The organism is Nocardia vinacea (assembly GCF_035920345.1).
In the GTDB taxonomy this organism is placed as follows: Bacteria; Actinomycetota; Actinomycetes; order Mycobacteriales; family Mycobacteriaceae; genus Nocardia; species Nocardia vinacea_A.
Genome location: NZ_CP109149.1, coordinates 505212 through 522118, shown reverse-complemented (window position 1 = coordinate 522118; position 16907 = coordinate 505212). Strand labels below are relative to the sequence as shown.

Genomic DNA, 16907 nt, shown 5'->3' with positions numbered 1-16907 from the left:
TGACGGCTCGGGTGTGATCGTGGTCGAGGACTTGTAATCCCGGGCGACGGACACGGCCTAGCGCGGCTGCCCAACGAGGAGTTTTATGTCGGGTCGTAGAACTGAGTCCCTGTTCGGTATGGTTGCCGGACCGACCTGATCGATTGCACGTCGGCCCCGGGGGTCAGCAAGGAGTTCGCCGTGGTTACGCCACATCAACCCGAATCGTTTCCGCCGCAAGGGAATTACCCTAATCCGCAGGGGTACCCGTACCCGCAGCAGCGTCCGGAGTATCCGCCGCCCGGGTTCGGTGCACCGCCGCGGGCGGGCGCCTCACCACTGGACTGGGTAACCGCAGGGCTGCTCGTACTGTCCGCGCTTCTGACGGGAATCTGGCGATTCACCAACGAATATCTCGATTTCGGGGACCAGATCCCGTTCCTGCTCATCGCCGCGATCGCCATGCTGGCGGCCATTACCTTGGTGACCGGCGCCGGTGCCAAGAACGGCGCTTTCCGTGCACTCGCCGCCGTCGCCGCGGGTGCGCTGTTCGCCCCGGGTCTCTCATTCGTGATCGGTATGGCGCGGCACTCGGAATACGCCGAGGTCAAAGATTTCGCCCTCGGCATTCCGGCCGCACTACTCGCCCTGGTCGCTTCGGTGACCGCGATCATCGCGTCGTCCCGGTCGTCCGCGCCGCGCACCCCCACCCCGCCGCAGTGGCAGCAACCACCCGCCCAACAACCACCCGGCCAATACCCCCAACACCAGTACCCACCGCACACCTCCTGGCCGCCGCGGTAGTCCTTCCCGGACGCCGATTCGGTGCCCGCCTCCGGAATCGGTTCCGATAACGAGATTCACCAACACGCCGAGTGCTCGCACACCCTCAGCGATTGCCGTAGTACGCGACCTAGCTGACGCGCCAGCGTACGACGCTCACACCTTCGCGCACGCGAACGCTCCACTCGTTCAATAACTTCCAGGGATCGAGCCGCCGCGCGGATTCGCTGGTTCGGGATTGCGCTGTCCACCCAGTGTCCGTCGAATGAGGCCAGCCGGTCAGACAGTCACTCATCCGAGCCGCAGTCGGTCATCTGTTCTGCTTCTTCGACTTGATCGGCTTCTTCTTTGTCTTCGGCTTGTCATGGTCGGGCTCCCACTCGTAGCCCGCCAGATTCTGCTCACAGTGCCAGTTTTCGACTACGACATCGCCTTGGTCTCGTTCGCACCAGCGTTCCGTCTTACCGCACGCGGTGAGGCCCAATCCGGCGGCTACTGCGATTGCTACGCTGATCCCAGTGACGCGGAATCTGGTGTTATGCATTGGGGTTTCTCCGATTTCGGTGGTTACGTGCAGGTACTAGTCCTCGCCGGCGATCTCGGCGACAGCCGGCCAGGTCGCGCACGTCGATGAAGGAATCGTGGTTGCCCTCATCAGAGTCTGAGCGCAATGAAATCCATTAATCGATCGCCAGTTTGGGACACTATCCTCGCCAGTCGGCCTTGCAGGAACCTTAACGATTGGCAAGTTGAGAACCGCACGCGCGAGCAAACCGGCCGTAGTGCCCCATCGGCCGCGGTCCGGACTACCAATTCCGGCACCAGTTGCGATCTGGCCGTGCAACGCGGATAGATCGTCAACGGCGGTCGTATCGCACACGCTGTGCGCCGAATCCGTTGATACAGTTACGGGTTCGGCATTGCCCGCTGGCAATCCGGCGCGGGAGTTGCCCGGCGCTCACGCGCGTCAACTGTCAGGCGAGCCAATTTCCACCAGGCACGCAGATTCGCCTCCCGCATCGGCACACCGACCTCACCGAGCAGAATTGTGTGCCGTCCCTGATGCTCTGCGCTGGTTCGCCAAAACTGACGCAGTACCGACACACCCGCGAGTAAAAGCGGGAGTCGCAGGTTTGCACAGAATTAACGTAGTTAGCACACGATCGCGACCGACAGCGCCCCGCCGGCCACTAAGCTCAATGACACGTCTTCGACACGGACGTCGGCGTCACCGCAAGAGCGGAGCGGCTCGAACGGTTCTCAGCGCCCACAGATACCGACAGACCATAAGTGCGGCGCGGCACCATCACCGCCCATCGAGCTGAATCGGAATTCTGTCCTGAACCCAGCGAAACGCGGAGACCCCATGTCCCACGCCGACCTGAAACCCGCCCGCCACCTGGACGTCCGCATCATGACACCGGGCCAACTCGCCTCCGGCACACCCGCTGAACCAGCGAAACCGTCGCAAAGAATTCCGTTATCGGGTGAGAACGGGCCGTCCCGGCAACTCAGCTCGCTCGACGTCCTACTGCTCAATGCCGAATCACCCACCATGCTGCTCCACGTCGGGTCGGTCACGCTGCTGGAACCACCCACCGCAGGTAGCGCACTGGACGTCACGGTACTGCGGCGATTGATCGCGAGCCGACTCCATCTGACCGCACCCCTGAGGTGGCGATTGCGCACCGTCCCGTTCGGTTTGGACCTCCCCTATTGGGAAGACAGCGACACAATCGACCTCGGATATCACGTGCGCGATACGCGCCTGCCCGAAGATTCCACCGACCAGGCGCTCGCCGAACTCGCCGCCCGCCTGCACGCGCAGCCACTCGACCGAAGTCGACCACTGTGGGAATGCCACCTGATCTCGGGGTTGGCCGAAGGCCGCCAAGCCATCTACACCAAGGTGCACCATGCATTGATCGATGGCGTGTCCGGAGCGGAGGTCATGGCCGCACTCTTCGACATCGTGCCCGAGTCCCAGCCGGTGCCGCCACCGCCCGACGGCCTCCGATTGGCACGAACGCCCAAGCCCGCCGAAATAGTCGGCCGCGGCATCGCACACACGGTGACCCGCCAAGCCGATCGGGTGCGCCTGCCGATGCGCCTTGGACCGATGCTGCCGAACGCACTCGCCGACATGCCCAAAGTGACTTCCACGCTGCCGGGCAACGGCCCCAATGGCACCGACCGGTCCTTCGCGTTCGTCTCGCTACCGCTCGACACAGTCAAACAGGTCAAGAACAGCTTCGGCGGCACTGTCAACGACGTGGTGATGACATTGTGCACCACCGCATTTCGCCGCTGGCTACTCGACCACGACGCACCGGCCGACGACCCGGCCGTGGCCGCCATCCCGGTATCGGTGCGCACCCAGGAGCAACTCGGCACCGCGGGCAACCAGTTCTCCATCATGCTGTGCGAACTTCCCATCGGCGAACCCGATCCACAACACCGCATGAAACTCACCCACGCCGCAATGCTCGCCGCCAAGGACCGCTTCCAAACCACCCCACCAGCCCTGCTGCACTACGCCACCGCGGCCCTACCTCAGATCCTGCACGGCCTGGCCACCCGCCTACTCCTGCGCGTCGCCGCCCCCGCACTCCCACTGGCCAACATGATCGTCTCCAACGTGCCCGGACCGCAGATGCCCTTGTACGCCGGAGGAATTCAGGTGGCCGGGACCTACCCCATCTCCGTACTCACCGACCTATCGGGCCCACTCAATATCACCGTCATGTCCTACAACGGCCACCTCGACTTCGGCATCCTCGCGTGCACCGACTCCATCCCCGACGTCTGGAACATCGCCTCCTACCTGCGAGACGCACTCGCCGAACTAGTTCAATAGCCGCTCACCCGCAGCTACCGTCTCCGCAGGTCGACCTCTGTGGTCAGCACCCCCTCCCTGGCCCACGAACGAATCACCCAGCTGCGCAAGGAGAACCAGCCACTTTGTGAGTCACTCACGTTGGCCCACGAACAGCTACGTCAGGCCCGCGCCAGCACCCATGATCGATGAAAGACAGCCGTCTGACCCATATTCTGCGCCGTCGAGAGCGATAGGGCGTTGTCGGCCCCTCTGGCTACTGTTGCGAACGCACCCCGCAGCCGCCAAGGAGCGCATATGATCACGAACCCGCAGACCACGCCGATCCTATTCCTCAGTGGCGCCGGGCTTCCGGCCTGGATCTGGGATGACGTTCGAGATTCACTACCTGTCGAATCGGTCGTCGCGACCTCCCCACGACAGGCCGACGCGACCTTGCGCGACTACGTCGACGCTGCGTTGGCGCAGGCACCCGGCCCGGTATTCACAATCGTGGCTCACTCGATCGGTGGGGTCGTCGCAAGTGAGATCGCGGCAAGCGCACCTGAGCGCATCGACGGACTGCTCGGCATCGCAGTATCCGTGCCGACCACCGGAACCTCATACCTCGACGCGATGCCGCTACCACCACGACTTGTCATGGGCCTCATCATGCGGTTCGCCGGAACCAAGCCTCCCGAAAAGGCAATTCGTTCTGGATTGTGCTCCGGGCTCGGCGACGCCGACACCGCGCGCATCGTCGAGGAGTTCGCGCCGGAGTCACCGCGCCTCTATCGAGATCGCGTGTCGGCCCGCACCTTCCCGGCACGAAGCGGATATGTCGTGACTACGTCGGACCGCGTGATCCTCGCCGCAGAACAACAGAAGCACGCCGCCGAGCTGGGTTCGAAGTTTCACCGCGAGATGCTCACGGGCCACCTCCCGATGCTCGAGGATCCGGCATTACTCACCAAGATCGTCGAGGAATTCAAGTCCCAGGACTGAACCATCGCGGGCGCTCGATGCCCAAAGTCATCCCCCACACCTCGTTGGTCGTTGTTCCAATGCCCACTTCTTGCATGCCACGCAAGTATTCCTTGCCAATGTTGCGCTGCAGATCATGCCTTGGTGGGTCAATACTGATCCTCAGGAGTTCTCGACAGCGGATGTGCCGCTCTCGACGAGACATCCAATCGGTCGCGCCACCCCTCGCCGGGCAGTGCCGACTGTCACCCCACCAGGACAGGAGCCCAGTCATGCCCAGAATCGTGCGTCCGATCGCCTACGGCACACCCGATGTGCTCGCCATAACCGAGGTGCCGACTCCGCGCGCGGCCGCCGACGGCGTGGTCGTCGAGGTCCGGGCCGCAGGGGTCAACCCGATCGACTGGAAGCTCTACAGCGGGGCTTTCCACGCCGTGGACGACGACCATAAGGACGCCGCCGGGGTCGCCGCCTCGATGCCATCGATCGGTCTGGAGTGCGCGGGCGTCGTCACCGAGGTTGGTGCGGATGTAACCGGTGTGCAGGTCGGGGACGAGGTCATCGTGTACCCCGTGACGGCCGCCTACGCCGACTACGTCACGGCCCCGGCCACGTCGATCTTCACCAAGCCCGCGGGGATCGGGTGGGCCCAGGCAGGGTCGCTGATGCTGACCGGCACCACCGCCGTCCACGCGCTGCACGCCGCCGGCGTGGATGCCGGCGACACGGTGCTCGTCCACGGCGGGGCCGGCGGGGTTGGCCTGATGGGAGTGCAGCTGGCCACCGCTCGGGGTGCGACGGTGATCGCCACCGCCGCCGAGCGCAACCACGCACTGTTGCGCGAGCTCGGCGCCATCCCCGTCGTCTACGGCCCTGGGCTCGCCGACCGGGTGAACTCCGCCGCGCCGCAGGGCATCACCGCCGCAGTCGACTTCGCCGGTACCGACGAGGCGCTCGACGTCTCGCTGGAGCTGGTGGCCGACCGCACCCGGATCGCCTCGATCGCCGGGTCGCCACGCCGCGCCGCGACCGGCATCAAGCTGCTCGGCTACGGGCCGGGACAGGACGCGGGCACCGAAGTCCGCGGCACCGCCCGCGGTGAACTCGTCGAGCGGGCCGGGTCCGGCGCGCTGCGCGTCATCGTCGATACCACCTTCCCGCTCGCCCAGGCCGCGAAAGCCCACGAGGTCGGCATCGCCGGACACGCACCCGGCAAGCTCGTGCTGATTCCCTGACCGGCACATCCATCACCCGGACGGAAAGATCCGTGGTCTCCGGACTGCCGCTACCGTGGGCACTGTTCCGGCGAGACCGAACGCCGGAACCGGAACGTGCGGGTCATGCGGCTGGTGGACATGTGGGACGTGGCCCAGCTCCGCGGTCTTCACCTCGGCGTGCACCACCGCGAGGTCGACCCCGGCGCCGCCTGACCCGGGTTGGATTTTCGGCGATCACTACCTGGCCCCGGACTCTGGCGCCGTCGGTGGTGGATGAACAGTATTCAAACCTGCAATATGCACCTTGCGCAGGACATGTTGTGCCGCAACAGTTCTTGCCCGGAAAAGGTGAACTGCGGTCGTCTGAAACTCTCGCAACAGGTCTGGCTTGCAGCGCGGCGTGGCCGGTTTGGTCAGCGCGGTATGCGGCATTACCGCGCGTCGGGACCGCTGGCACGTTCAGGCCGTGTTCTTCTTCGATCCGACGATGCGATTGTTGCGAACTCCCGCCGTGGTTGAGTCGCTGATCTTTGGTCGTAGCAAGGTCCGCGGATGGCTATGGTCGCGTCGTCGCCGCGTCACGTACTTCGGCATCGGGATCGGCGGCCAAGAGGGCCACCAGTCGGCGGGCCTCGCTGCCACGGTAACTGTGCAATGCCAACGCGAGAGCGTGACGGACCTCGGGGTTGGCATGGTCGAGCAGGTGCGCGATGTCGGCGACATCACCACGACTACGACGGCCCAAGCCGTAGAGGGCGTCGATCAGCTCGTCATCGTTGCCCGCGTTACGTAATTGGTCCAGCAGTTGAGGTTTCGTGAGCTCCGGGGGTTCGGTGGGGAACCGGCGGCGAAGGTCGGCGGCCTTGAATTCTCCAGGTCCCAGGCACGCAGGACAGGCACAGGGTGGGCGACCGTGCGCGTTCGGGTGATACCGCCACCCCGTCACCTGTCGTACATGCCGAACTCGATGCAGCTCGGCGGGGGCGATCGAACGAGGTACGACGATCTGGTATCCGCGCGCGTCCTCGGCGTGAAGAATCACCGAAACGGCCTCGGCCACAGTCATTTCCGTGCTGGCGGCCGAGTAGTGTCCAACGAGGACGGGTTCGTCGTCGGGTACCCGGAAATTCACCGCGATGATCAGCCGCTGCCCGCCGCGGCGCAGCTCGCGCAACCATTGATGCGACAGCACATAGGACGGCATCACCGGCATACAGAACACTCCGCGCCCAAAGCCACGCGCTGTGATGCCCGCACGGCGGATTCGCCGAGCGTCCTTCTCCGGTGTCAGGTGCACTAGCAGGGCCACAGCGCAAACCATAGCGATCCCCTGCCGGTAGAACGACGATATCGTGCGCGCATATCGGCAGATCAGTGCGTTCGTCCGGTCGAGATGAGCTCGGCTCGTTGATCTTTCAGTCCTGCCGCATGGCCGCTTCGAACCGCCCGCCTCCGGTGATACAGCGCCTTTCGGAACGAGCCATAGTGGACGCGGCCCGTGCTGGCGCTTACACGGTGAACGTGCAGTCGGTCCTCGCGGCCCTCCGAATAGAGGTCGAGGCAGCGGGCTCGGCCTCAGCTTGCTGCCGCCAGCACCCTCCATACCTTTCTGGAACGCGAGCGGGCCTGCGGAGCCGCGTATTCGATTCGCTGGCGCGCTTCGTGGGCACTGATCCGCAGCAGATCAGTCAATAGCTCCACGGTGTCCCGATAGCCGGTGTCTGCGGCGAGGCCACGACGCTCGGCTTCGGCGACGGCCGCGCGCATGGCAGCATCCAGTCGCCTCCGACGGCGTTCGGTTTCGACGAGGGTGCGCAGCAAATCGACATCGGCCAGTTCCGGCCATCCCGGTGCTGGAGCATCCGGCGCCGCCGCGATCGAATGTATGTTCACCCGAACCAGCCTACCCCATCATCGAACATATGTTCGACAATTCGGCTTGCTGGATATGCCCGAGCCTGGCGACACTGTCGGTGCGCTGTTGGCGACCTGGCGGCGCGGCGCATTCGCACGGCATTCGGCATGAGCGCGCACTGCGGGCGGTCGTACGACGCTCTGCCCGTTGATCTTCTGAGGTACCGCAGGCCGCTCCGCTCAGCGCGCACAGCGGCATGAGCGGACATCGGCAGCCTCATCTGCCTGCGCGTCGTCGCAGCGCGATCAGTATCGAAAGCGGGCCTTGTCTCCGTCGATACGGATGAGAAATTCTCTCAGCGGCGGCCCGCCACCGATCGGCACGAGGACAAGTCCCAGTGCCTGTATCGCCTCATCGGCTTCGACGGCCGCATTCGAGTCGCCACGTTGCCAAGCGTCACGCGAAACAGCGAACAACGGCTGCAGATCCGCCCATCCAGGTCCAGGCTCGAACACACAGTCTGTCCAGTACATGTCCACGTCGTCCTGAGCCAGGACGCCGATGACTTCATCTGCCCGCACGAGCTGCCAACTGGGATCAGTCATCACTCTTCTCTTCGCTCGATTGTCCGCTCCGAGCACTGATGGACCGGGTGATACAACAGGCTCAAGACCCGGCACCATACTCAATTCGGCAGATGCGGATGTTCGTGAAGTCGTCTGCCAGTCAACAGTCCTGCTCGGGACGTTATGTGACGCCTACGACTTGGTCGACGAGGTGATCGGCGGTCCGGCCGGGGCCCCGGAGTCCGGCACCCCTGCGTAGTCGGGCAGCTCGACGCCGTTGATCGCACGCTCGACCAGTTCGGTGAACCATTCGCTGTCGAAATCGATGCTCGGCTCGGCGTCCGGCCCGGGGACGTCGCGGCTGCGCGCGTTCAACCGGCCGATCTCCTGGTTGGCCTCGACGAACGAGCGCATCCGCCTCTCGTAGCCGGCGAACCCGGCCTCCGGGTCCCACCCGGCGGCAGCCAGCTCTCCAGCCAGCAGGTAGGCGCCGACCAGGGCCAGCCCGGTGCCCTGCCCAGACATCGGCGACGAGCTGAACGCCGCGTCCCCGAGCAGCCCCACCCGTCCGCTCGACCAGCGGTCCATCACCACCTGGGCGACCTGGTCGAGGTAGAAGTCCGGGGTGTCGTCCAAGTGCGCGAGGATGTCCGGGGTCAACCAGCCCAGGCCGGCCATTCGCTCGCGCAGCAGGCGCTTCTGGGCCGCGACGTCGCGGTAGTCGACGTCGAGGTCGGCCGAGGGGAAGGAGAACATAGCCATCGCCCGGGTGGCGTCCTGGATGGGACGCAGCCCGGCGGAGCGCCCGGACTCCTGGTAGTCGATCAGCCAGCGGTCCAGCTCGAACTCGTTGGGCACACTGTAGAAGGCCAGCACGTGCCCGAGGTGGCGGACGAACCGCTCCCGCGGCCCGAAGACCATCGCTCGCAGCGCCGAGTGCAGCCCGTCCGCCCCGACCACCAGGTCGAAGCGCCGCCGATCCCCGCCCGCGAAGGTCACGTCGACCCCGTCCGCGTCCTGGGTGAGTTCGGCGATGCGGTCGCCGAAGATGTACTCGACACCGTCCCGGGTGTCGTCGTGGAGCACCTGGGACAGGTCCCCGCGCAGGATCTCGATCTCCGCGATGAACCCGTCGCCGCCGTCGTCGTCCGCGCGGTAGGTCTCCAGCACGTTCCCGTCCGCGTCCACGGTGTACGCGCCGGCGGTCTCGGTGCGGGCCGCGCGTATCGCCGCGTCCAGCCCCATCCGCCGGATGACCTCCTTGGCCACCCCACGCGCATCCACTGCCTGCCCACCGGGACGCAGCTCGGGCGCCCGCTCCACCACGGTCACCTCGGCCCCCCGCCGGCGCAGCCAGTGGGCCAGCGCGGGCCCCGCGATGCTCGCCCCCGCCACCAACACCCTGGTACCGCTCATTGCGCCTCCTGCTCGCCCGTCCGGATCACTGTCCCGGATCGTTTGTTCCTGCCCTGACTCACCGCTGTCGGTGTATCCAGAGGTATCGACGACGGATCCACGCAAAAGTCATCGGTGCAGCCGAAATCGTGTCCACGCTCCTGCGAACGCCCTGAACTCGGCAAGGTAGTGCACGGTTGAAATGTCATGTGCCGGAGGCCATGTAGGCGGCCGAAATGTAGTTCGGGTGCCGGTCGAGCTTCGTTCGGGCTCGGTCGTAGCGCATGGGCGTGCGCGGGTCGGCATGACGGGCGGCGATCTGTACGTCTCCAAGCCGACTCCCGCGTCGAGCACGATGGTCACGAAGGTGTGGCTTGTCTCCGCAGTGGCCGTGTGCGGTCGGGTTCGTGTTGCGTTTGACGGGGGCGATTCTCGGTCCGGGGGTTCGCGACGGTGATCGCAGGTCGTGTGGCGATAAGACCCAACCTGTTGTGATGGACATCAGCTTCCAGCTGGTCAGCATGGCCCGATGCCTTTCTGCGGTGCTGGTGGCAGTCGGGTGACGTTGGTGTCCGCATCGGAAACACTTGCGGGCCACCACATCCCGGTGGTCACCGGCGCCGATGCGCGCCAGGGTGCGACCGATCATGGACCGGTGGCGTCCGGGGTCCGGTGTATATCGGTGGGCGCAGGTCCCGGGATCGGTGGGTGATGTTGTGCGGTAGTGGTGGTGCGGGGTCGCAGCTGGCGGGGTGATTCGAGCAGGATGCGGCCGACGAGGCTCAGCTCCCCCGGTACGTCGAGTACGAGAACGGCGACAACAGCAGCGGCACGTGACGGTGCCGTTCGTCGGCGACGGTGAAGGCAATGGTGACCTCCGGGTAGAAGGTCGCGACCCGCTCGACGGATGGGCTGCGCGGGGCGGAACGGGTGACCCAACCTTTCGGCATGCGTGGTGGTTGTTTCCTGTAAGGAGGTCGACGCCAATGACTTTCACTGGAGGTGCACCGATGAACAGTGGCCGGACCGAGCAGGGGCGGACATGGTCGCGACGTTGCGCGGGATCGCGTGGGGGTGGGTTGTGAGGCTCCGTCGACTGCCGTACGGAGGATCCTTGTGTGAGCGTTCCCTTCGGCAGTGGATCATCGTCGCGCTCGGTCTGGGTGTGCTTGTCATAGCGCTCGCCTCCGCCGCTGGCCCATACCGGCAGACCCGGGAGTTCCGGGCGGCCGTGGGGTGCGGGGCGAGTGCGGGCGACTGTTTGGCCAGCGAGCGGGGTTCCATCGCGGGGCGGCGCACCTACACCACGACGACGACGCAGACCGACTCCGACGGCCACATGAGCACGACCACGACCACCCACTACCAGGTCACCTGGCAGCGGACCGACGGGTCCCGGCAGACCCGCGAGGTGTCGTCGAGCTTCTACGGTAAGGCACGGGAGGGGCAACCGGCCGAACTGCGACTCTGGCGCGGGGAGGTCGTCGGCGTGGAGGTGACGGACGGGAGCGAGTGGTTCCTGCCGAAGTCCGGCGAGACGCTCGGCTGCTGGCTGTACCTGGCCTTTTTCGGCCTCGGTGTTCTGCTGTGGGGACTGTTGTTCGGCTGGTGGGACGGGTTGTTCATGCTCGCCTTCCGTACGTTCGCCTGGATGTTCATCGGCGTCGTGCCGGTAGGCATGACGACGGATGCCTTGGCCTACGGCCTGCGGCCCGGGGTCGGTCTCGGCATAGAGATCGCGATAAGCGCCTTGTGCATCGGCGTCGCCGGTTGGATACTGATCGGCTCGCTCGACGGCAGGTGATGCGGGTGAGCGACCGCACGGCCCTCCCACTACTTTTCCTGGATATCGACGGACCGCTGCTGCCGATCGGCGGGGATCCGCGCCCGCGACCCCCGATTCCGGATCCGGAGTGGCACTTCGCGCGGCTGAAACGCGCGGCCGGGCTTGCGCTTTCGGCGCTGCCGTGTGTGCTCGTCTGGGCGACTGCGTGGGAAGAGGAGGCGAATACGGAGATCGCGACGCGGATCGGACTACCGCCGCTGCCCCGGGTCGCGTGGTCGCGGTCCACCGACGAACGTCAATATCGAGAAGACCGGCGGATCGGCTTGCACTGGAAGACACGAAATCTGGTGGACTGGGCGGCCGGACGCCCATTCGCCTGGATCGATGACGAGATCACCGATGCCGACCGGCACTGGGTGAGCGCGAACCATCCCGGGCATGCCCTGCTCCACCTCGTCGACGCCGCCCGCGGTCTCGATGACACGGATCTCGTCATGATCGGGGACTGGCTGCGAACGGTCCGGAATCAGCAGCCGTGACGCTCAGCTCCCCCGCCGTGGGCATACGCGATTCCCTCCCGTGGACACCTACTACCAAACGCTTGCCCTATGATCCCAGCGCTGATCAGTGCCTACCACTCGATAATCGGCTACGAGCGGATGTTGCACACCCCGCCAGGCCAACTAGCGTCCGGCGAGCTCGGCGACGACCGGAGCGAACTTGTCGGCGAAGTCGGCGCCGAACACGAAATAGGAGAAGCCGATCTCCTCCCGCCGCCGCTGGATTTCCTCGGCGGCGGCCGCCGGGTCATCCGGAAGTATCGCCAGCGAGTCCGCCGCAAGCGCAGCAGGGTCGGTATCGGGAGGCGCCATGAACGGCGCGACCGTGTCGCCGATAATCGGCACATGCAGCGCGAGCTCGACATCCCCGAGCGCGCGGACGTCGCGTGCCAGCTGTATGACTTCGGCCCGAGACTCATTTGGCATCAGCGCGAAGGTGACCGTGTCTGCGACCTCGGCCGCCAGCACCCGGGCCTTGGGCCCGCGCACGGCCATCACCACAGGCGTGCGACGGTCGGGGCCATCGAGATCTCGCAGCATTCTGATGGTCTCACGCACCTGGGCCAGCCGCTCGCTCGGCGGGACCACGGGCAGTCCCAGTTCGCGCAGCTCGTCCTCGATTCCGGGCCTGCCGGTGCCGATTCCCAACTCGAAACGACCGTCAGTCAGTAGCGACAGCGAGTGCGCTTCCCACGCCATCATCCAGGCCGGGCGTAGCGGGGAGGCATATACCCAGGTACCCACACGCAGGTCGGTAAGGGCCGCGACGGTGGCCAGCATGGGGCCGGGCGCCGGTTGCATCTGAGGGAAGTCGGGCACCAGCAGCGTCGAGTAGCCGCTATCGGCGATGCGGCGCACGCGATCTCGCCACGTCGGCAGGTCAGTTCTGAGCGGGGCAACGACCCCGAATCGAAACGGTTTCGTCATGTCTGGACTCCTGTCTGTTGGTATCCAGCGGTATAGACGACGGATCCACCCGGAATTCATCGGTGCAGCCGAGATCGTGTACACGCTCCTGCGAACGCCCTGAACTCGGCATTACCGCGCACTTGCCAGCAGCGTGTTATTCGCGTCGGTCAGCCTAGGCCGGAACCGGGCGGGTCCGGTCGGTAGCTAGTAGAACGGCGACGACGCCGAGCATTGTGCCGGTCACCCAACGTTGTGCCCGCATCCAGAGCGGGCGGCCGGTCAGGAACGCCGCGATTGTGGCGGCTCCCAGCACGATCAAGCCGTTGACCGTCAGCGCGATACCGATCTGCACTGCGCCCAGCAGCAGGCTCTGCAACCAGACTCGCCCCTGTTCTGGGGTCACGAACTGCGGGATCAACGCCATGTAGATGATCGCGATCTTGGGATTGAGCAGGTTGGTGACCAGCCCCATGCTGAAGAGCCTGCGCGCGGAGTCGGCGGGCAGATCGGAGGGCTCGAACACAGAGATGCCGCCGCGCAACGTCTTCCACGCCAAGTACGCCAGATAAGCTGCGCCGGCCAGCTTCATGCTCAGATACAACCCCGGCACCACCGCGAAGATCGCGGTAATCCCGACGGTGGCGGCCACGAGATACACGATGAATCCGACGGCCACACCCGATAGCGATACCAGACCCGCTCGTCGTCCCTGCGATATGGTGCGCGACACCAGATACATCATGTTCGGGCCCGGCGTCAGCACCATTCCCAACTCGGTCGCGGCCACTCCCAACACCGCCGTGGTTTCGATCATGCTCTCATCCTGGGGTGCAGCTGGCTATTTGTCGCGAGCCAGTTCCGACGCACTGGAACCGTAACCGTTGCTGTCGGGAGAACCCGCCGTTGAAACATCGCGGAATCGGCAGATGCGGACGTTCACGACCACGCGCCCAGCGGCATGACAGGATGCTTCGCGCTGCAATGCTTCTCGCGAGGAGCCGCTAGCCTGCAATCCTGTTTCCGGGATCAGGGGAGGCGCTCACGTTTACGGCCCTGGTGGTCAGGTATTCGATCGGTTCTGGCAGGCAGCAGCTGCGTCCAGGATCAGCACGGAGAACTCCGCTGGCCGCGCGAGTGGGAAGTAGTGCCCGGCGCGGGGAATGACAAGCGGCCAACCGCGGCAGCGACCGCACGCCAGTCCGGTCCGTCGCCGCCGGGTCGTCGTCGGTGACGGACGTGGGGCTGCCGCCCCGGCCGTCGCGCCGCACGCGCGCATCAACCACCGGGACATCCGGCCAGGACATCGGCCCACGTTTGACGCTCAACGAACCGGCAACCGGGAACGGCGTTCCGCCGATAGCCGGGACCTGGCCGCAACGGCACGCTCCGAACGCGTCCCGGAGCGTGCCGTCCTGCCTCAGTCGATGCCGTCCTGCACCGGATAGTCGATGACGACCACACCGCCGGTGGCGTAGTTGACGACATCGGCGGCCAGCCGCTGGCCTTGCGGCGACGCCCGCGCCGCAGCCAAGGCGGCGGCGTCAGCGAAGTCGGCTTCGAAGACCGCGAAATACGGCGCTTCTCCGTTGGTCGCCGCCACGTCGAAGCTGTAGCGCCACGCAAGCACGCCGGGCCACTTCATGACCAGCGGAAGGTGGTTGTTCACGTAGTAGTCGCGGAAGTGGTCAGGGTCGGCGGGCTCGGGATATAGGACCAGTGTCTTATGCATGACTGCCTCCTGCATCTACCGCGGTCGGTTGAATCGTCATATGCGCAGGTTAGGGCTTGATGTGCGGTCGAGGGAAAGACCGGTACGCGATAGACTCAGAACGGATCGTTATCAATCGGCAGGGAGGGCATGTGGCGCCGGATACGGTGAGCCTGCGGTACTTTCTGGTGCTGGCGCAGGAGTTGAACTTCACCCGCGCGGCCGCACGGATCGGTATCGCGCAGCCCGCGCTCAGTGCCCGGATGCGCCGATTGGAGGCGGACCTCGGTACTGCCCTGCTGGTTCGTAACACGCGTAGCGTCGTATTGACCACGGCCGGTGCGGCTTTGGCGGAGTCCGCGCCGCCCGCGTTGGCGGCGCTGGACCGGGCATGGGACACCGCCCGGAATGCGGGGGCCGGTGAACTGGGCACGCTGCGCATCGGATACAGCCTCAGCACGGGGGCCGAGACGGCACCGGCCCTGGTGGACAGGCTCATTCGCAGCAGCCCGGGACTCGAGGTCGGCGCGGTCCCGATGGCGACACCGGAGATCTCCCCCGCGGTCGCCGACGGCCGCATCGATGCGGGGATCACCCGCGGTGAACAGCCGGGTCGTGGCGTGCGCCGGTTCCTGCTGCGGCGTGTGCGCGTCGGGGTCCAATTGGCACAGCATCATCCGCTGGCCGAACACCCGGAGATCGAGATCGCCGATGCGGCCGCGTATCCGCTGCGACTCCCCGACCGTACGGCCAACCCCGTGGTCCACGATCAGCTGTCCGCCCTGTTCCGCGGCACCCGGCCGAACCCCCGATTCCACACGCCCGCAGTCTCTTTCGACATGTCTCAGCGTGACCTACGCGACGGGCTCACCCTCGCCCCGGCCGGTGAAGCCGCGGTCACGACACAAACGGCCGGTCTCACGTGGCGACCGCTGCAGGGCGCACCCACCTTGACCATCCACCTGGTCCTCCCGCGCGTGCAGTCACCACTACACCGCCGCATCCGTACCGTCGCCAAAACCCTGGCACACGAGCTGCACTGGCTGCCGGACTGACGCGCAGCAGCTCACACGAGACGGACGTCGGCGGTGGCGAGGCCGACCCGCACCACCAGAGCCAGGGCCTGCGCCGACAGCGGGGGGTGGCGCCGCCCGGAACTGCTCGAGCGACGGCCGCCCGGCGTCATCGATGGTGAAGCCGGCCAGGTCCAGGACGTTGCCCGGCTAGCCAATCAGAGCGCCGGGCAACGCGCTTCGGAGATCCGCGAACTCGACTAGACGAGCCGCCGCTACTTCTTCTCTTCGTCACCCGTCTTGGTGCTGGCGTCGCTCGGTGCCAGCAGACCGGGTCGATCGGCCAGGTTATTCACCCCCAACACGCTGACACTCGACCCCAGGTCGTTTACCTTTGGTGCCTGCAAGCCGCTCAGATTATCGACCCTGTCGAATGTGGGCTTCTCGGCCATCGCCTGCCTCCCTCCTTGTCGAATAGCTCCACACTGAACGACATCGCTGGACAAATGCCCAATTTCGGTGACGGATTGCTACGGAAGGTCATCCGACATTCGGCATGTGCGTGTGTCGAGCTGTCATGTGCCCGAGGCCATGTAGGCGGCGAGGATGTAATTCGGATGCTGGTCGAGATTGGTCCGAGCACGGTCATAGCGCATCGTGGTACGCGGGTCGGCGTGGCGGGCAGCTATCTGAACATCGCGGAGGTCGACTCCGGCATCGAGCATGGTGGTGACGAAGGTGTGGCGCAGCATAGACGGACGGACGGCCTGCTTGTTACACGTCGACAAGGTCGTCGCTATCGTGAACGAGAAGGTCACCATTCAGTCGCAACTAGACCGACGTGGCCTTGTCGACTCGCGGATCGGAAAGAGCGGCATCGGATCATGGCAGAGGACCTGACCGTGACTCGGGTGCTGGTGATACCCGCGTCCGAGTTACGCGAGCGGTTCTCACGGTCGTCCGGTCCCGGAGGGCAGCACGTCAACACCACCGACAGCCGGGTAGAGCTGTCGTTCGACCTCGCCAACTCGCCCTCCGTGCCGGAGTGGCTGCGCACCCGGATGCTCGACCGCCTGGCCACCCGCCTGGTCAACGGGGTGCTCACGATCGCCGCATCGGAGCAACGCGCACAGCTGCAGAACCGCGCGGCCGCCCGCGAACGCCTGGCCTCGTTACTGGCTGACGCCGCTGCCGCACCGCCACCCGTCCGCCGCGCCACCAAGCCCTCGCGCGGAGCAAAGGAACGTCGCATCGCCGCGAAGAAACGGCGCGGCGTCACCAAGCGCAACCGCCGTGCCTCCCCCGACGACTAGCCGACGGGCAGCGCCACAGGTCGG

At 65.8% G+C, this 16907-nt stretch carries 19 protein-coding genes and 1 pseudogene; 9 read left to right on the top strand and 11 right to left on the bottom strand.

Going from position 1 to position 16907, the window contains the following annotated elements; translation table 11 throughout:
- Nucleotides 1-180: 180 nt before the first annotated feature.
- Nucleotides 181-783 carry a hypothetical protein gene (locus OIE68_RS02425; protein WP_327097756.1) on the top strand — a complete coding sequence of 201 codons (603 nt, stop codon included), beginning with the start codon at nt 181-183 and terminating at the stop codon, nt 781-783.
- A gap of 289 nt (nt 784-1072) precedes the next feature.
- Here OIE68_RS02425 and OIE68_RS02420 read toward each other — a convergent pair whose 3' ends face one another.
- Nucleotides 1073-1306 carry a hypothetical protein gene (locus OIE68_RS02420; protein ID WP_327097755.1) on the bottom strand — a complete coding sequence of 78 codons (234 nt, stop codon included), beginning with the start codon at nt 1304-1306 and terminating at the stop codon, nt 1073-1075.
- A gap of 822 nt (nt 1307-2128) precedes the next feature.
- Here OIE68_RS02420 and OIE68_RS02415 point away from each other — a divergent pair.
- From OIE68_RS02415 to OIE68_RS02405, 3 genes are all read left to right on the top strand, one after another.
- A complete protein-coding gene (locus OIE68_RS02415; RefSeq protein WP_327097754.1) occupies nt 2129-3619 on the top strand; it encodes a wax ester/triacylglycerol synthase family O-acyltransferase in 1491 nt (496 codons plus the stop codon).
- Between the two features lie 276 nt (nt 3620-3895).
- The gene (locus OIE68_RS02410; RefSeq protein ID WP_327097753.1) at nt 3896-4582 is read left to right on the top strand and encodes an alpha/beta hydrolase; all 687 of its coding nucleotides are present in this window, start codon (nt 3896-3898) and stop codon (nt 4580-4582) included.
- Between the two features lie 251 nt (nt 4583-4833).
- Nucleotides 4834-5796: an NADP-dependent oxidoreductase gene (locus tag OIE68_RS02405; RefSeq protein WP_327097752.1), complete on the top strand. Its 963-nt coding sequence runs from the start codon at nt 4834-4836 to the stop codon at nt 5794-5796.
- 538 nt (nt 5797-6334) lie between these two features.
- Here OIE68_RS02405 and OIE68_RS02400 read toward each other — a convergent pair.
- The 5 genes and pseudogenes from OIE68_RS02400 to OIE68_RS02380 form a co-directional block, all read right to left on the bottom strand.
- On the bottom strand, nt 6335-7087 hold the full coding sequence (locus tag OIE68_RS02400) for a HEAT repeat domain-containing protein (protein WP_327097751.1): 753 nt from the start codon (nt 7085-7087) through the stop codon (nt 6335-6337).
- A gap of 266 nt (nt 7088-7353) precedes the next feature.
- Nucleotides 7354-7671 carry a DUF222 domain-containing protein gene (locus tag OIE68_RS02395; protein ID WP_274750416.1) on the bottom strand — a complete coding sequence of 106 codons (318 nt, stop codon included), beginning with the start codon at nt 7669-7671 and terminating at the stop codon, nt 7354-7356.
- Between the two features lie 267 nt (nt 7672-7938).
- The gene (locus OIE68_RS02390; protein ID WP_327097750.1) at nt 7939-8241 is read right to left on the bottom strand and encodes a hypothetical protein; all 303 of its coding nucleotides are present in this window, start codon (nt 8239-8241) and stop codon (nt 7939-7941) included.
- Between the two features lie 150 nt (nt 8242-8391).
- Entirely contained in the window at nt 8392-9615 is a 1224-nt protein-coding gene (locus OIE68_RS02385) for an FAD-dependent monooxygenase (RefSeq protein WP_327097749.1), read from the bottom strand.
- Between the two features lie 761 nt (nt 9616-10376).
- Nucleotides 10377-10481, bottom strand: a pseudogene (locus tag OIE68_RS02380) (hydroxyisourate hydrolase); the annotation flags it as partial.
- Nucleotides 10482-10708: 227 nt separating this feature from the next.
- On the opposite strand from OIE68_RS02380, the gene OIE68_RS02375 reads away from it, so the two are divergent.
- Together OIE68_RS02375 and OIE68_RS02370 are read left to right on the top strand one after the other, a co-directional pair.
- Nucleotides 10709-11398: a hypothetical protein gene (locus OIE68_RS02375; RefSeq protein WP_327097748.1), complete on the top strand. Its 690-nt coding sequence runs from the start codon at nt 10709-10711 to the stop codon at nt 11396-11398.
- 5 nt (nt 11399-11403) lie between these two features.
- Complete coding sequence (locus OIE68_RS02370; protein WP_327097747.1) at nt 11404-11919, top strand: HAD domain-containing protein; 516 nt, start codon at nt 11404-11406, stop codon at nt 11917-11919.
- 144 nt (nt 11920-12063) lie between these two features.
- Here OIE68_RS02370 and OIE68_RS02365 read toward each other — a convergent pair whose 3' ends face one another.
- The 3 genes from OIE68_RS02365 to OIE68_RS02355 form a co-directional block, all read right to left on the bottom strand.
- The gene (locus tag OIE68_RS02365; protein ID WP_327097746.1) at nt 12064-12867 is read right to left on the bottom strand and encodes an LLM class flavin-dependent oxidoreductase; all 804 of its coding nucleotides are present in this window, start codon (nt 12865-12867) and stop codon (nt 12064-12066) included.
- 154 nt (nt 12868-13021) lie between these two features.
- A complete protein-coding gene (locus OIE68_RS02360; RefSeq protein ID WP_327097745.1) occupies nt 13022-13663 on the bottom strand; it encodes a LysE family translocator in 642 nt (213 codons plus the stop codon).
- 603 nt (nt 13664-14266) lie between these two features.
- On the bottom strand, nt 14267-14578 hold the full coding sequence (locus OIE68_RS02355; protein WP_327097744.1) for an EthD family reductase: 312 nt from the start codon (nt 14576-14578) through the stop codon (nt 14267-14269).
- Nucleotides 14579-14709: 131 nt separating this feature from the next.
- Between OIE68_RS02355 and OIE68_RS02350 the strand changes: the two genes are divergently transcribed.
- Together OIE68_RS02350 and OIE68_RS02345 are read left to right on the top strand one after the other, a co-directional pair.
- Nucleotides 14710-15612 carry a LysR family transcriptional regulator gene (locus OIE68_RS02350; RefSeq protein ID WP_327097743.1) on the top strand — a complete coding sequence of 301 codons (903 nt, stop codon included), beginning with the start codon at nt 14710-14712 and terminating at the stop codon, nt 15610-15612.
- 33 nt (nt 15613-15645) lie between these two features.
- Entirely contained in the window at nt 15646-15834 is a 189-nt protein-coding gene (locus OIE68_RS02345; protein ID WP_327097742.1) for a hypothetical protein, read from the top strand.
- Between the two features lie 11 nt (nt 15835-15845).
- Here OIE68_RS02345 and OIE68_RS02340 read toward each other — a convergent pair whose 3' ends face one another.
- Together OIE68_RS02340 and OIE68_RS02335 are read right to left on the bottom strand one after the other, a co-directional pair.
- Entirely contained in the window at nt 15846-16022 is a 177-nt protein-coding gene (locus tag OIE68_RS02340; protein WP_327097741.1) for a hypothetical protein, read from the bottom strand.
- Between the two features lie 123 nt (nt 16023-16145).
- Complete coding sequence (locus tag OIE68_RS02335) at nt 16146-16391, bottom strand: tyrosine-type recombinase/integrase (protein ID WP_327097740.1); 246 nt, start codon at nt 16389-16391, stop codon at nt 16146-16148.
- 63 nt (nt 16392-16454) lie between these two features.
- Here OIE68_RS02335 and arfB point away from each other — a divergent pair, with 63 nt between their 5' ends.
- Nucleotides 16455-16883, top strand: a complete 429-nt coding sequence (gene arfB / locus OIE68_RS02330) for an alternative ribosome rescue aminoacyl-tRNA hydrolase ArfB (protein ID WP_327097739.1) — start codon at nt 16455-16457, stop codon at nt 16881-16883.
- Nucleotides 16884-16907: the final 24 nt, after the last annotated feature.

What these genes read in the sequence shown, in the direction of transcription:
- OIE68_RS02420 (WP_327097755.1), bottom strand. Translation starts at nt 1,306, where the DNA reads ATGCATAACACCAGATTCCGCGTCACTGGGATCAGCGTAGCAATCGCA.
- OIE68_RS02415 (WP_327097754.1), top strand. Translation starts at nt 2,129, where the DNA reads ATGTCCCACGCCGACCTGAAACCCGCCCGCCACCTGGACGTCCGCATC.
- OIE68_RS02410 (WP_327097753.1), top strand. Translation starts at nt 3,896, where the DNA reads ATGATCACGAACCCGCAGACCACGCCGATCCTATTCCTCAGTGGCGCC.
- OIE68_RS02405 (WP_327097752.1), top strand. Translation starts at nt 4,834, where the DNA reads ATGCCCAGAATCGTGCGTCCGATCGCCTACGGCACACCCGATGTGCTC.
- OIE68_RS02385 (WP_327097749.1), bottom strand. Translation starts at nt 9,615, where the DNA reads ATGAGCGGTACCAGGGTGTTGGTGGCGGGGGCGAGCATCGCGGGGCCC.
- OIE68_RS02365 (WP_327097746.1), bottom strand. Translation starts at nt 12,867, where the DNA reads ATGACGAAACCGTTTCGATTCGGGGTCGTTGCCCCGCTCAGAACTGAC.
- OIE68_RS02360 (WP_327097745.1), bottom strand. Translation starts at nt 13,663, where the DNA reads ATGATCGAAACCACGGCGGTGTTGGGAGTGGCCGCGACCGAGTTGGGA.
- OIE68_RS02355 (WP_327097744.1), bottom strand. Translation starts at nt 14,578, where the DNA reads ATGCATAAGACACTGGTCCTATATCCCGAGCCCGCCGACCCTGACCAC.
- OIE68_RS02340 (WP_327097741.1), bottom strand. Translation starts at nt 16,022, where the DNA reads ATGGCCGAGAAGCCCACATTCGACAGGGTCGATAATCTGAGCGGCTTG.
- OIE68_RS02335 (WP_327097740.1), bottom strand. Translation starts at nt 16,391, where the DNA reads ATGGTGACCTTCTCGTTCACGATAGCGACGACCTTGTCGACGTGTAAC.
- arfB (WP_327097739.1), top strand. Translation starts at nt 16,455, where the DNA reads ATGGCAGAGGACCTGACCGTGACTCGGGTGCTGGTGATACCCGCGTCC.